This window comes from Streptomyces turgidiscabies Car8 (assembly GCF_000331005.1).
Taxonomy (GTDB): Bacteria; Actinomycetota; Actinomycetes; order Streptomycetales; family Streptomycetaceae; genus Streptomyces; species Streptomyces turgidiscabies.
This window is the reverse complement of record NZ_AEJB01000428.1, coordinates 1-13,112: the sequence shown is the minus strand read 5'-3', so window position 1 is coordinate 13,112 and position 13,112 is coordinate 1. Positions and strand designations below refer to the sequence as shown.

The following is a 13,112-nucleotide window of genomic DNA, read 5'->3' as shown; positions in this document are numbered from 1 at the left end:
CGTTGGCCGGTTTCTGCTACGAAACCACTGCGGGATCGGCCGACTTGGCCGCCCGCTGTGCCTCCTCCCCCTCGTCGTCCCCGGCCACTCCGCGTCGTTTGGACACGTACACCGCGCCCACGATCACCGCGATCGACAGGACGGCGATGACGATGCGCAGTGCGAGGTTCTCGTCGTCGCCGTAGCTGAACTTGACGATCGCGGGCGCGATGAGCAGAGCGACCAGGTTCATCACCTTCAGCAGCGGGTTGATGGCCGGTCCCGCGGTGTCCTTGAACGGGTCGCCCACCGTGTCGCCGATGACGGTCGCCGCGTGGGCCTCGCTGCCCTTGCCGCCGTGATGGCCGTCCTCCACCAGCTTCTTCGCGTTGTCCCACGCGCCACCGGAGTTGGCGAGGAACACCGCCATCAGGGTGCCGGTACCGATCGCGCCCGCGAGATACGCGCCGAGTGCTCCGACGCCGAGCGTGAACCCGATGGCGATGGGTGCCATGACGGCCAGCAGCCCGGGCGTGGCGAGTTCCCTGAGCGCGTCCTTCGTACAGATGTCGACGACGCGCCCGTACTCCGGTTTCTCGGTGTAGTTCATGATCCCGGGGTGCTCGCGGAACTGCCGCCGCACCTCGTAGACCACCGAACCCGCCGACCGGGAGACCGCGCTGATCGCCAGCCCGGAGAACAGGAAGACGACGGCCGCGCCGGCGATCAGGCCGACCAGGTTGTTGGGTTGCGAGATGTCCATCACGAGGTTCATCGGCCCGCCCTCGCCGACCTTCTCGCCGACGTCGTGCGCGGCGGTCGTGATCGCGTCGCGGTACGACCCGAAGAGCGCCGAGGCGGCCAGGACTGCGGTGGCGATGGCGATGCCCTTGGTGATGGCCTTGGTGGTGTTGCCGACGGCGTCCAGGTCGGTGAGCACCTGTGCGCCCGCGCCCTCGACGTCACCGGACATCTCGGCGATGCCCTGCGCGTTGTCGGAGACCGGCCCGAAGGTGTCCATCGCGACGATCACACCGACCGTGGTGAGCAGGCCGGTGCCGGCCAGCGCCACCGCGAACAGCGCCAGCATGATGGACGTACCGCCGAGGAGAAACGCCCCGTACACGCCGAGGCCGATCAACAGGGCGGTGTAGACGGCCGATTCGAGCCCGATGGAGATGCCGGCGAGGACGACGGTGGCCGCGCCGGTGAGGGAGCTCTTGCCGATGTCCCGCACGGGTCGGCGGGTGGTCTCGGTGAAATAGCCGGTCAGTTGCTGGATCAGGGCCGCCAACACGATCCCGATGGCCACCGCGAGAAGGGCGAGGATCCGCGGATCGCCGCCCTTGGCCGCGATCGCCGCGTCGGTGACCCCGTCCAGATCGGCGTACGACGACGGCAGATAGACGAAGACGGCGATCGCGACGAGTACGAGCGAGATCACCGCGGAGATGAAGAAGCCGCGGTTGATCGCGCTCATGCCGCTGCGGTCGGAACGCTTCGGCGCCACCGCGAAGATGCCGATCATCGCCGTGAGTACGCCGATCGCCGGCACCAGGAGCGGGAAGGCGAGCCCGGCGTCGCCGAAGGCGGCCTTGCCGAGGATCAGCGCGGCGACGAGCGTCACGGCGTACGACTCGAAGAGGTCGGCCGCCATGCCCGCGCAGTCGCCGACGTTGTCGCCCACGTTGTCGGCGATGGTCGCGGCGTTGCGCGGATCGTCCTCCGGGATGCCCTGCTCGACCTTGCCGACCAGGTCGGCGCCGACGTCGGCGGCCTTGGTGAAGATGCCGCCGCCGACCCGCATGAACATGGCGATGAGGGCGGCACCGAGGCCGAAGCCTTCGAGCACCTTGGGCGCGTCGGCCGCGTACACCAGCACCACGCAGGAGGCGCCCAGCAGGCCGAGGCCCACCGTGAACATGCCGACGACGCCGCCCGTACGGAAAGCGATCTTCATCGCTTTGTGGGAGACGTCGGTGAGATCCTTTTCCGGCTGACCTTCCGCCGGTGTCGCTTCTCGCGCGGCCGCGGCGACCCGCACATTGCTGCGCACGGCGAGCCACATGCCGATATAACCGGTGGCCGCCGAGAACGCGGCGCCGATCAAGAAGAACACCGACCGTCCGGCGCGCTGATTCCAGTCGTCCGCGGGCAGCAGCATCAGCAGGAAGAACACGATCACGGCGAATACGCCGAGCGTGCGCAACTGCCGTGCCAGATACGCGTTCGCGCCTTCCTGGATCGCCGTGGCGATCTCCTTCATGCTGTCGGTGCCCTCGCCCGCCGCGAGCACCTGGCGCACCAGCACCCCGGCGACCGCGAGCGCCGCCAGGGCGACGACGCCGATGACCATGACGATCAGTCGGTTGTCGTCGGTCAGTACCGCGGCTGCGAAGGTTGTGGGTTGGTCGAACCGATGAGGGGTAGAAAGCCCCGCCATTCGTCCTCCTTGACGCTTGGGCTGAGCTCAAGATGTGGACGGGATTGTAGGTACCGGAAGCTGATCAAAACAGTACGCGTAAACGGAATAGATTGCCCCATGCTATTCAGCAAATGATCGACGGAAGACCCCTGGAAGATCCCCGGGTGATCCATTGACCCACATGGCGTAATGCCGCAGACGCATTGACGCGTGATCGAATTACCGCGTGACTGATCGTGAATACCTTCACGAAGGGATCGTGAAGGTATTCACGATTTCCGGAACCCGTCGACAAAAACGCCAAGGGCCCTGCTCAGCAGGGCCCTTGGCGTTGTAGAGAGGCGAGTGGGGTCAGGGGACGAGCGTGACCGGCGGCGCGGTCGGCCAGCTCATGCGGATCGATCCGCCGTTCTCCCCGGCGGTGACCTCGACGTCGTCGACGAGGCCGCTGATGACCGCGAGGCCCATCTCGTCCTCCTCGGCATCCACGTCCACGTCACCGGCACCCGGAGCGTTGTCGCCAGGAGCCGAACGGGGTGCTTCGTCGCCGACCTCGATGGAGAACAGCTTCTCCTCCTCGATCAGCGTCACCCACACCGGCTCCGTGATGCCGCCGCTCTGGTGCAGTCCGACGGCTCGGGAGCAGGCCTCACCGACGGCGAGTCGCACCTCGTCGAGTACGGCCTCGTCCACTCCGGCCCTGCGCGCCACCGCTGCCGCCACCAGTCGGGCGGTCCTGACGTGCTCGGGCAGCGCGCTGAAGCGGAGTTCAACGGTGGCCATGCATCCCCCTCGGAATACGGGCGTGCGATCAGGGGGCCGGATCGCCGAGACCCGGACCCCCCTCGTTTACTTCTTCCGTCACGGACACACGTACGAGTGACCGCACACGCGTCCGCCAAACGGTCGTCAGTCGGTGGCCGCCACCGCTTCGTCGACCGAGGTGTGAATCGGGAACACCTTGGTCAGACCGGTGATACGGAAGATCTTCAGAATGCGCTCCTGGTTGCAGACCAGGCGCAGCGAGCCCTCATGGGCACGCACACGCTTCAGGCCGCCGACCAGCACGCCGAGCCCGGTGGAGTCGAGGAAATCGACACCCTCCATGTCGACGACGAGGTGAAAACTCCCGTCGTTGACCAGCTCGACCAGCTGCTCACGCAGCTTGGGCGCGGTATAAACGTCGATTTCGCCACCGACCTCGACGACCGTACGATCGCCGACGGTACGGGTCGACAGGGACAGGTCCACGGATCCTCCAGCACCTTGCTATCGAGCGGTCATCCCAAGGGACACCTCGGCAGAGTCCCCAGGACGGTTCGCCAGCCGCGATGGCATTCAATCACTTACCGCAGGGCGTGCACGACGCCTTGGGCCCATTGTCCGTCACGCCAGTGACACACTCGATGCCGATGGCCAAGAATCACCGATCCGAACGACCCTCGGCTTCCGCCGCCCCGCGACCCGATCCGGGCACCATCCTGGACCGGCTCACCTCGGGCCCGAGCCGGGCTTCGCGCATCACTCATACGGAGCACTTGCCCCCGCGTGCGGGCCGTCATGCAGTCTGGCCCGACCGGATTCGCGCCGAGGTCGTCGCGGCCGTCCAGGCCGCCGGTATCGAACACCCCTGGGCCCACCAGGCACTGGCCGCCGAGCACGCCCTGGACGGCGACAACGTGATCGTCGCCACAGGTACCGCCTCGGGCAAGTCGCTCGCGTACCTCGTGCCGGTCCTCTCCCGACTCCTGGACGGCTCCGAGGCGCCCAACGGCCGCGGGGCGACCGCCCTGTACCTCGCCCCGACCAAAGCCCTCGCAGCAGACCAGCGACGTTCGGTGAAGGAACTTTCACAACCTTTGGGAAACGCGGTGCGCCCGGCCGTGTACGACGGCGACACCCCCGTCGAGGAACGCGAGTGGGTCCGCCAGTACGCGAACTACGTCCTCACCAACCCGGACATGCTGCACCGCGGGATACTCCCGTCCCACCCCCGCTGGGCCTCCTTCCTGAAGTCGCTGAAGTACGTCGTCATCGACGAGTGCCACACCTACCGCGGTGTCTTCGGCTCCCACGTCGCCCAGGTCCTGCGCCGGCTGCGCCGCCTGTGCGCCCGCTACGGCGCCTCCCCCGTCTTCCTGCTCGCCTCGGCCACGGCCGCCGAGCCGTCCGTCGCGGCGGGCCGCCTGACGGGCCTTCCGGTGGTCGAGGTCGCGGACGACGCCTCACCGCGCGGTGAACTGGTGTTCGCCCTCTGGGAGCCCCCGCTCACCGAACTGCACGGCGAGAAGGGCGCGCCCGTCCGCCGTACGGCCACCGCCGAGACGGCCGACCTGCTGACCGACCTCACCGTCCAGGGCGTGCGCTCGGTGGCCTTCGTGCGCTCCCGGCGCGGCGCCGAGCTCATCGCGGTGATCGCCCAGGAACGGCTGGCCGAGGTCGACGGCTCGCTGGCCCGGCGGGTGGCCGCCTATCGCGGCGGCTACCTCCCCGAGGAGCGCAGAGCACTCGAACAGGCCCTCCACTCAGGCGAACTCCTCGGCTTGGCCGCCACCACCGCCCTCGAACTCGGCATCGACGTCTCCGGGTTGGACGCCGTCGTCATCGCCGGGTACCCGGGCACCCGTGCCTCCCTGTGGCAGCAGGCGGGCCGCGCCGGACGTGCCGGACAGGGCGCGCTGGCGATCCTGGTCGCCCGCGACGACCCGCTGGACACCTTCCTCGTCCACCACCCGGAGGCCCTGTTCGACCAGCCGGTCGAGTCGACGGTCCTCGACCCCGACAACCCGTACGTCCTCGCCCCCCACCTGTGCGCTGCGGCAGCCGAATCGCCCCTGGTCGAGGAGGATCTGGCGCTCTTCGGCCCCGAAACCGCCGCCCTGCTCCCGCAGTTGGAGGCCGCGAAACTGCTCCGCCGCCGGACGAATGCCTGGCACTGGACCCGCCGTGAACGGGCCGCCGACCTGGCCGACATCCGAGGAGGTGGCGGCAACCCGGTCCAGATCGTCGAGGAGGGCACGGGACGGCTGCTCGGCACCGTCGACGCGGGGGCGTCGCACACGGCTGTACACGAGGGCGCGGTCCACCTCCACCAGGGCCGCACCTATCTCGTCCGCTCACTCGACCTGACGGACTCGGTCGCCCTGGTCGAGGAGGCGAACCCGCCGTATTCGACGGTCGCCCGCGACACGACGTCCATCGCCGTCCTGGAGACCGACGTCGAGATCCCGTGGGGCGACGGCCGGCTCTGCTACGGCTCCGTCGAGGTCACCAACCAGGTCGTCTCCTTCCTGCGCCGACGGGTCATCACCGGTGAAGTCCTGGGCGAGACGAAGCTCGACCTCCCTCCTCGTACGCTGCGCACCCGTGCCGTGTGGTGGACGGTCACCGAGGACCAGCTCGACGCCGCCCGCATCAACCCCGAGATCCTCGGCGGCGCCCTGCACGCAGCCGAGCACGCGTCGATCGGCATGCTGCCCCTGTTCGCGACCTGCGACCGCTGGGACATCGGCGGCGTCTCCGTCCCGCTCCACCCGGACACCCTCCTCCCGACGGTCTTCGTGTACGACGGCCACCCGGGCGGCGCCGGCTTCGCGGAGCGCGCCTTCCACACGGCCCGTTCCTGGCTGACGGCCACCCGGCAGGCCATCGCGTCCTGCGAGTGCGACGCCGGCTGCCCGTCCTGCATCCAGTCCCCCAAGTGCGGCAACGGCAACGAGCCCCTGCACAAACGCGGCGCGGTGCGGTTGCTGACGGTTCTGCTGCAGGGGGCACCGGAGGAGAAGGCTTCGGACGAGCAGGACTGAGGTCCGGGCTTGCGTCACGGTGGCGGCCCGGTCGGCCCCAGAGGGCCTGCGGGTCCCGGCGGACCCGCCCTCGACCTGACCTCCGCCCCGAACAGGCCCCGTCCCGCTGCCACCGTCAGATCCGACGTCTCGCCCACCATCACGCACCGCACGAGCCGGGTGCCCTGGGCCGCGGCCACCCGGTCCGCCCGAGCACAGGCCTCCGGGGCACCCTCCGTCCAGTGGTCCGCCGCCGCGAGCGCCGCGAGATCCGCACCGGCGGCGGCCCGATGGCGGGCCACCGCGGCCTGCCCCATGGCGAGCACCACGCCGAACACCACACACAGGACGGCGATGGCACCCACGCTCCACACAGTGGCGGAGCCCCGGTCGGAACGAAACCGGTCGGAACGGAGCAGGCGGGAGGGCACAACTCCGGCCAGCCGCCCGCGCCTGCCGATTCCCAGGTGTCTCATGAGCCCGCCCCCACCGTCTCCTCCGCCAAAGCCACCGCTTCGTGGGCCACATCGACGGTGAGACCGCCGAGCCCCGGCGGCCGGGCCACCACCGCCACGCGCACGAGGTCGCCCTGCCTGGTGACGGTGACCTCCGCACCGCGCGGGGCCGCGCCGCGAGCCACCTCGGCGACGGTGCCGGGCGGGTCCTGCCGGGCGGCGGCCCGGGCACCGGCCCGGGCCGCGTCCACGCACTGGATCTGCGCGGCGGCGACGAGCAGGGCCCAGACCAGCGCCATGGAGAACAGCACCAGTGCCGGCAGCACCACGGCGGCCTCGGCGGTCACGAACCCCCGGTCCCGGAACCGCCCCACATCCCTCTCCTGGCCAGGGCGTTCACATCTTGGCATCGAGGGCCTTCTTCACGATGGCCTGCAACTCCGAGCTGACCTGGCCGCTCGTCACCACCTTGTAGAGCACCGCGGCGAACGCCACCGCCGCGATGATGCCGACGGCGTATTCCGAGGTCACCATCCCGGCGTCCCGCCGCGCCCCCAGCGCCACTCGCGTCCTGCACACCAGGGCACACATCCGCACCCGCACCATTGTGAACATCTCAACTCCCATGATTTCTAAGTACTGTTGATGGCTTGCTTGTTGTCGGTCTGTTGTCGTGTCAGTTGTCGTTGATTTGGTCGATCAAGCTCCGCCGAGGACCTGCTCCTGAGCACGCGTCCCTCGCGTCATCCACCACCCCCGCCCAGCAGCCCGTCGGCCAGCCCCATCACCACGGGCAGTACGCCGACCGCGATGAAGGCGGGCAGGAAGCAGAGGCCCACCGGCGCGGTGACCATGACGGCCGCCCGCCGGGCCCGTTCCGTCGCCGTGCGACCCCACTCGGCGCGGGTGTCGGCGGCGAGGCGAGCGACGGGCCCGGACGCGGGAACGCCCGACTCGTCGGCCCGCTCCAGCAGTCCGGCCAAGGGGCCGGCTCCCGGTATCGACGCCAACTTCCGCCAGGCTTCGGACGGTTCGCCGCCGAGCCGTACCTCCGCCGCGCCCCGTGCCAGCCGCTCCCCGACCGGTCCCGCCAGCGCTTCGCCCACCGCCTGGGCGGCGATCACCGGACCGGCGCCGGCCGCGATGCACGCGGCCAGCAGATCGGCTGCGAGCGGAAGCTGCCGAGCCGCCTCGGCCGTGTCGACGGCCTCCGCCGCCGTACCACCGGCCGTCCGCCGCAGTCGCCACCACCACAGCGCGACCCCGGCGACCAGCCCCACCACTACGCCGGCCACACCGCCGACCAGCGCCCACCCGCCGCTCACCGCCCCCGCCACGGGCAGCCACCGCCGTACGGCATTCCGCGCCCCGAACCGCCTTTCCCCCAGGGCGCGTTCCCGCCGGACCTCCAGCGCGAGCAGCCGGGCCAGCCTCCGGCGCACCCGCCGTTCACGCCGTACCGTCCCGATCCACCGCAGCAGCCACCCGAGGGCCAGCGCGACCCCGAGCAACACCCCCAGCCTGTGGAATACATCCGCGTTCATGCCGACTCCCCTTTCCGGACACCGTCGGCGGCCGCACCAAGACGGCCCCCGTCACTCGCTCCGCCGGCCCTCGGTCCGCCGACCCTCATGCCGTCTCCGCTCCCCGCACGATCCGCAGCGCCCACCACAGTCCGACGCCTTCCAGCACACCGCCGACCAGCAGGCAGCCCAGGCCTGCGCCGGTGTGCAGCAGCACGTGCAGGGGGTCGGCACCCAGTGCCGTGCCCAGGACCAGTCCCAGCACCGGGAGACCGGCGAGCATCACCGCCGTCGACCGGGCACCCGCCAACTGGGCTCGCAGGTCCGCACGTTGGTCCCGGTCGGCCCGCAGGGCCCCTTCGAGGCGGTCGAGTCCGGCCGCCAGTCCGGCGCCCTGGTCCACGGCCACCCGCCAGCACGCCGCGAGGCCCAACAACCCCTCCGCGCCCGGTTGTCGGGCCGCCGCGGCGAGCGCCCCGGGTACGTCACCGCCGAACCGTGCGGCCGCCAGCACCGACGCCTGCGCCTCACCGAGGCCGCCTGAGTCGCGTGCCGCCCGCAACAGCGCCTCTCCCGGCTGCCGCCCGGCGCGCACCTCACCGGCGAGCGCCCCGCACAGCGCGATCACCTCGTCGCCCCGCCGCTCACGTGCCCGGCGCACCTCGCCGGCCAGCCTGACCCGGCGCAGCAACGGCACCCCGGCCGCGCCCGCCAGGACCGGCACCACGGAGGCGCCCAGCAGCGCCACCACCAGCCCGACGGCCACCGACCACCACTCGGCCCGCAACCAAGCGCGCAACCGCCGCAGTTCACCGACCGCCCGCTCCCACGGAGGGGGCCCCGTACTCCCGGCCCCGCCTCCGGCGAGCAACAGCTCCGCCCGCCGTGCCCCCGGATACCGCCCGCCCAGCAGCCAGCAGACCGACCCCACGCACACCCCGGCCACGCCCATCGCCAACACTCCCGTCCCCGTCACGCGCCTTCACTCCCCTGCCCCTTGTCACCGCCGGCGCGGAGCAGCCCCCGCAACCGCTCCCAGCCCCGCTCGTACGCGAACGCCTCCTCGCCCCACCTCAGCGCCGGAACCGTCACCACCAGCCCGGAGGGATCCCGCTCCAGCACATGCACCTCGGCGATCCGGCGCCGCCCGGCCCGGTCGCGGACGAGGTGCAGGACCACCGACAGCGCGGCCGCCAACTGGCTGTGCAGCGCGGCCCGGTCGAGCCCGGCAGCCGTGCCCAGTGCCTCCAGCCGCGCCGGTACGTCCGCCGCCGCGTTCGCGTGCACCGTCCCGCAGCCGCTGTGACCTGTGTTCAAAGCGGCGAGCAGGTGCACGACCTCGGCGCCTCGGACCTCCCCGACCGCCAGCCGGTCGGGCCGCATCCGCAGCGCCTGCCGCACCAGGTCTTGGAGCGTGACCAGGCCCGCGCCCTCCTGGTTGGCGGGTCTGGTCTCCAGGCACACGACGTGCGGATGATCAGGCCGCAGCTCTGCCGAGTCCTCGGCGAGCACGATCCGCTCGCCCGGGCCGACCAGCCCCAGCAAGGCGCTGAGGAGGGTGGTCTTGCCACACCCCGTACCGCCGCTGATCAGGAAGGACAGCCGTGCGTCGAGCAGTGCCCGCAACACCCGGTCGCCGCCCGGCGGTACCGTCCCCGCGGCCATCAGCTCATCCAGGGTGAATGCGCGCGGCCGTACCACCCGGAGCGACAGACAGGTGCAGCCGACGGCCACCGGAGGCAGTACCGCGTGCAGACGGGTCCCGTCGGGGAGCCGGGCGTCGACCCACGGGCGGGCGTCGTCGAGGCGCCGTCCGGCCACCGCTGCGAGGCGCTGCGCGAGCCGACGTACGGCGCCCGCGTCCGGGAAGGAGACGGCGGTCAGCTCCAGTCCGCCGCCCCGGTCCACCCACACCCGGTCCGGGGCCGCCACCAGCACGTCACTGACCGACGGATCGGCGAGCAGCGGCTCCAGCGGGCCGGTGCCGACCAGCTCCGACCTCAACCGCTCCGCGGCGCCCAGCACTTCGGCGTCCCCGAGCACCCGCCCCTGCTCCCGCAGTGCCTGTGCCACGCGCGCGGGCGTCGCCTCGGCCCCGCTCTCGGCCAGCCACTGCCGTACGCCGTCCAGCAGTCCGGTCGACGCACCCGGCCCCTCGTCCCAGCGGCCGCCGCTCATGCGCTGCCCGCCTCGGCCAGCGCCCGCTCCCAGAACATGGTGCAGAACCGGGCCAGCGGTCCGCGTACGGCCGCTCCTGGCGGCGCCTTGCCCTCGTGCGGGCGGGACAGCGCCGATTCGACGGGGACCTCACCTGCCAGCGGCAGGTTGAGCAGCCGGGCCACCTCGTGGTCGTCCAGCCCCGGTGTGTACGGCCCCCGTACCGCCACGCGCAGGTCGCGCAGGACCATGCCGACGGCGGACGCCACCCGGCCGGCCGCCGCGACGGCGCGCAGTTCACCGGGGACCACCAGGAGTCCGACGTCCAGTTGGGCGAGGACTTCCGCGACCCCGTCATCGATGCGGCGCGGGAGGTCGACGACGACAGCGCCGCCGCTCCGTCTGGCCGCGGCGAGCACCGCCCGTACGGCCTGGGGCGGGACGGACACGCTGTCTCCGCGGTCCCAGCTCAGCACCCTCAGGGAGTGCAGTTTCGGCAGCGACTCCTCCAGGGCGCCGCCGCCGACCCGGCCGCGCGAGGCGGCGAAGGCCGGCCAGCGCAGACCGTCGGCCGTCTCCCCACCGAGGAGTACGTCGAGTCCGCCGCCCAGCGGATCCGCGTCCACGAGCAGGGTGCGCAGTCCCTCGCGCGCGGAGGTGACGGCGAGCGCGCAGGCCAGCGTGGACGCTCCCGCCCCGCCCCGGCCGCCGATGACGCCCACGGTGAGCGCGGGCCTGCCGACGCCCTCGGCGACGTCGGCGATCCGGTCGACGAGCCACTGCTCGCCGTCGGGCAGCATCAGGACGTGGTCGGCGCCGATCTCTACGGCCCGCCGCCAGACCCCCGAGTCGTCCTGGTCGCGCCCGACCAAAACCACGCCCCGTCGGCGCGCGGCTCCGCGCACCCGTCGTACGGCGTCGTCGCCGACCAGGACGAGGGGTGCCGCCTCCCAGCCGCCGCCTCGCTCGGGCACCCCGTGGTGCACTTCGGGTGTGGCACCGGCCGCCGCGCACAGCCGCAGCAGGTCGTCGAGCAGGTCGGCGTCCTCGGTGACGATCAGCGGTCCGCTCTGCCGTCCCTCGGCTCCGGCCCGGTCGTTGTCGTGTGTGATGGCTCCAGCCATGTCTTCCAGCCCCCTTCGCTATATGCGCGGCCGACGGAATCCGGCCATACGCGCCCGGCAAACGGAACCGGCCATGAACTCGCCGCGAGCGGGACGCGCTGGAATCACGGTGCAGCGAACCCGGAAAAGAAGTGGATCTTGAGCGAAATCTGTGGACAACTCGGCGGTTGTGGATATCGGCATCACCCAAACAGGTGAGCAATCTTCGACTTTCCACAGAGCACCGCTTCAGCTACACACGGTGACGAGTCCTGGGCATGCGAAAGAGGCGGCCGGAGCCGCCTCGGACGGCACCACGGCCGCGGACACTGAGCTGGGTAAGAAGGAAAACCCACCCGGACATGCGACGACCCCCGCCGGGGGGGAGAGCGGGGGTCGTCCCCACGGTTCGACTCGGGGGGGGAGGAGCCGGACCGGGTTAGCACGGTCGCGAACGATCCGTGACTTCCATGGTGTACCCGACGGCCTTCTCAGGCAAACCCACATGCCACTCCTTAGGCCGAATGGTGGGCGCCTATGCTCAGCCTCGTGGAAAACCACTCGTTGCCCCGCGCAGCCGCCTTCTTCGACCTGGACAAGACGGTCATTGCGAAGTCGAGCACGCTCACGTTCAGCAAGTCGTTCTACCAAGGCGGCCTCATCAACCGCAGGGCCGTACTGCGTACCGCGTATGCCCAGTTCGTCTTCCTGGCGGGCGGTGCCGACCACGACCAGATGGAGCGCATGCGCGAGTACCTGTCCGCGCTGTGTCGCGGCTGGAACGTCCAGCTGGTCAAGGAGATCGTCGCCGAGACGCTGCACGACCTGATCGACCCGATCATCTACGACGAGGCCGCCTCCCTCATCGAGGAGCACCACACCGCCGGCCGTGACGTGGTGATCGTGTCCACGTCGGGCGCGGAGGTCGTCGAGCCGATCGGTGAACTGCTCGGTGCGGACCGGGTGGTGGCCACGCGGATGGTCGTCGGCGACGACGGGTGCTTCACGGGCGAGGTGGAGTACTACGCGTACGGGCCGACGAAGGCCGAGGCGATCAAGGAGCTGGCCGAGTCCGAGGGATACGACCTCGCCCGCTGCTACGCGTACAGCGACAGCGTCACCGACATCCCCATGCTGTCGTCCGTCGGCCATCCGCATGCCGTGAACCCGGATCGCGCGCTGCGCCGGGAAGCGGTCGCCCGCGGGTGGCCGATCCTGGACTTCCACCGTCCGGTCCGGCTGAAGCAGCGCCTGCCCGCGCTCTCCGTACCGCCGCGTCCGGCCCTGGTCGCCGCTGCCGCGATAGGTGCGGCGGCCGCCACGGCGGGCCTCGTCTGGTATGCGAGCCGACGGCGTCCGACGGCCGTCTGAGCCGCCCCTCCGGCCCCGTCCGGAGCCATCCGGCACACCGGCGCCCGATTCATTCCTGTTTGAGGATAAAAGTAAAGAAGTGCAGTCAGGGCTTCCGCTTGCCCCGGTCCAGGAGTAGAAAGGACTCAACGGCCCGCGAGACCAAGGACATCCGAAAGGATCACCTTTATAACGCATTTGGCCCCACGGACCCGAGCATGAACACTGGGCACCCACGCGACGTCGACCCGTCGATTACGGGCCAGCCGCACCAGGTTACGGGCAGAGTTCCCGACCTGATGGGCAACAATACGAGGACGCTTGGTAACCGGGTG

At 71.0% G+C, this 13,112-nt stretch carries 12 protein-coding genes; 2 read left to right on the top strand and 10 right to left on the bottom strand.

Translation table 11 applies throughout. The features are described from left to right. Positions 1 to 16: 16 nt before the first annotated feature. The 3 genes from STRTUCAR8_RS31605 to bldG all read right to left on the bottom strand — a co-directional run bounded on the left by STRTUCAR8_RS31605 (position 17) and on the right by bldG (position 3,655). A complete protein-coding gene (locus STRTUCAR8_RS31605; RefSeq protein ID WP_006380234.1) occupies positions 17 to 2,422 on the bottom strand; it encodes a sodium-translocating pyrophosphatase in 2,406 nt (801 codons plus the stop codon). Positions 2,423 to 2,755: 333 nt separating this feature from the next. Next, positions 2,756 to 3,187, bottom strand: coding sequence for an ATP-binding protein (locus STRTUCAR8_RS31600; protein ID WP_006380231.1), 432 nt, complete (start codon positions 3,185 to 3,187; stop codon positions 2,756 to 2,758). A 126-nt stretch (positions 3,188 to 3,313) separates the two neighbouring features. After that, positions 3,314 to 3,655 (bottom strand): anti-sigma factor antagonist BldG, encoded by a 342-nt coding sequence (bldG, locus tag STRTUCAR8_RS31595; RefSeq protein ID WP_005475923.1) that lies wholly within the window; start codon positions 3,653 to 3,655, stop codon positions 3,314 to 3,316. An 80-nt stretch (positions 3,656 to 3,735) separates the two neighbouring features. Here bldG and STRTUCAR8_RS31590 point away from each other — a divergent pair, with 80 nt between their 5' ends. Then, positions 3,736 to 6,210 carry a DEAD/DEAH box helicase gene (locus STRTUCAR8_RS31590; RefSeq protein WP_078507381.1) on the top strand — a complete coding sequence of 825 codons (2,475 nt, stop codon included), beginning with the start codon at positions 3,736 to 3,738 and terminating at the stop codon, positions 6,208 to 6,210. A 14-nt stretch (positions 6,211 to 6,224) separates the two neighbouring features. Here STRTUCAR8_RS31590 and STRTUCAR8_RS31585 read toward each other — a convergent pair whose 3' ends face one another. From STRTUCAR8_RS31585 to ssd, 7 genes are all read right to left on the bottom strand, one after another. Further along, positions 6,225 to 6,665 (bottom strand): Rv3654c family TadE-like protein, encoded by a 441-nt coding sequence (locus STRTUCAR8_RS31585; protein ID WP_078507380.1) that lies wholly within the window; start codon positions 6,663 to 6,665, stop codon positions 6,225 to 6,227. Then, positions 6,662 to 7,018 carry a TadE family type IV pilus minor pilin gene (locus STRTUCAR8_RS31580; protein WP_006380235.1) on the bottom strand — a complete coding sequence of 119 codons (357 nt, stop codon included), beginning with the start codon at positions 7,016 to 7,018 and terminating at the stop codon, positions 6,662 to 6,664. The genes STRTUCAR8_RS31585 and STRTUCAR8_RS31580 overlap by 4 nt, the downstream gene beginning before the upstream one ends. A 22-nt stretch (positions 7,019 to 7,040) precedes the next feature. Further along, the gene (locus tag STRTUCAR8_RS31575) at positions 7,041 to 7,259 is read right to left on the bottom strand and encodes a DUF4244 domain-containing protein (protein ID WP_044473234.1); all 219 of its coding nucleotides are present in this window, start codon (positions 7,257 to 7,259) and stop codon (positions 7,041 to 7,043) included. Positions 7,260 to 7,387: 128 nt separating this feature from the next. Beyond that, positions 7,388 to 8,188 carry a type II secretion system F family protein gene (locus STRTUCAR8_RS31570; protein ID WP_006380225.1) on the bottom strand — a complete coding sequence of 267 codons (801 nt, stop codon included), beginning with the start codon at positions 8,186 to 8,188 and terminating at the stop codon, positions 7,388 to 7,390. A gap of 85 nt (positions 8,189 to 8,273) precedes the next feature. After that, a complete protein-coding gene (locus STRTUCAR8_RS31565) occupies positions 8,274 to 9,119 on the bottom strand; it encodes a type II secretion system F family protein (RefSeq protein ID WP_044473233.1) in 846 nt (281 codons plus the stop codon). A 20-nt stretch (positions 9,120 to 9,139) separates the two neighbouring features. Continuing rightward, on the bottom strand, positions 9,140 to 10,345 hold the full coding sequence (locus tag STRTUCAR8_RS31560; RefSeq protein ID WP_006380228.1) for a TadA family conjugal transfer-associated ATPase: 1,206 nt from the start codon (positions 10,343 to 10,345) through the stop codon (positions 9,140 to 9,142). Next, a complete protein-coding gene (gene ssd, locus STRTUCAR8_RS31555; RefSeq protein WP_006380233.1) occupies positions 10,342 to 11,448 on the bottom strand; it encodes a septum site-determining protein Ssd in 1,107 nt (368 codons plus the stop codon). Before ssd ends, STRTUCAR8_RS31560 begins: the two co-directional genes overlap by 4 nt. A 516-nt stretch (positions 11,449 to 11,964) precedes the next feature. Here ssd and STRTUCAR8_RS31550 point away from each other — a divergent pair. Next, a complete protein-coding gene (locus STRTUCAR8_RS31550; RefSeq protein WP_044473232.1) occupies positions 11,965 to 12,798 on the top strand; it encodes an HAD family hydrolase in 834 nt (277 codons plus the stop codon). The last annotated feature ends 314 nt before the right edge of the window (positions 12,799 to 13,112 follow it).

Excerpts from the sequence above, each read along its gene's own strand:
- STRTUCAR8_RS31605 (WP_006380234.1), bottom strand. The coding sequence starts at position 2,422 with ATGGCGGGGCTTTCTACCCCTCATCGGTTCGACCAACCCACAACCTTC.
- STRTUCAR8_RS31600 (WP_006380231.1), bottom strand. The coding sequence starts at position 3,187 with ATGGCCACCGTTGAACTCCGCTTCAGCGCGCTGCCCGAGCACGTCAGG.
- STRTUCAR8_RS31590 (WP_078507381.1), top strand. The coding sequence starts at position 3,736 with ATGGCATTCAATCACTTACCGCAGGGCGTGCACGACGCCTTGGGCCCA.
- STRTUCAR8_RS31585 (WP_078507380.1), bottom strand. The coding sequence starts at position 6,665 with ATGAGACACCTGGGAATCGGCAGGCGCGGGCGGCTGGCCGGAGTTGTG.
- STRTUCAR8_RS31575 (WP_044473234.1), bottom strand. The coding sequence starts at position 7,259 with ATGTTCACAATGGTGCGGGTGCGGATGTGTGCCCTGGTGTGCAGGACG.
- STRTUCAR8_RS31570 (WP_006380225.1), bottom strand. The coding sequence starts at position 8,188 with ATGAACGCGGATGTATTCCACAGGCTGGGGGTGTTGCTCGGGGTCGCG.
- STRTUCAR8_RS31565 (WP_044473233.1), bottom strand. The coding sequence starts at position 9,119 with ATGGGCGTGGCCGGGGTGTGCGTGGGGTCGGTCTGCTGGCTGCTGGGC.
- STRTUCAR8_RS31560 (WP_006380228.1), bottom strand. The coding sequence starts at position 10,345 with ATGAGCGGCGGCCGCTGGGACGAGGGGCCGGGTGCGTCGACCGGACTG.
- ssd (WP_006380233.1), bottom strand. The coding sequence starts at position 11,448 with ATGGCTGGAGCCATCACACACGACAACGACCGGGCCGGAGCCGAGGGA.
- STRTUCAR8_RS31550 (WP_044473232.1), top strand. The coding sequence starts at position 11,965 with ATGCTCAGCCTCGTGGAAAACCACTCGTTGCCCCGCGCAGCCGCCTTC.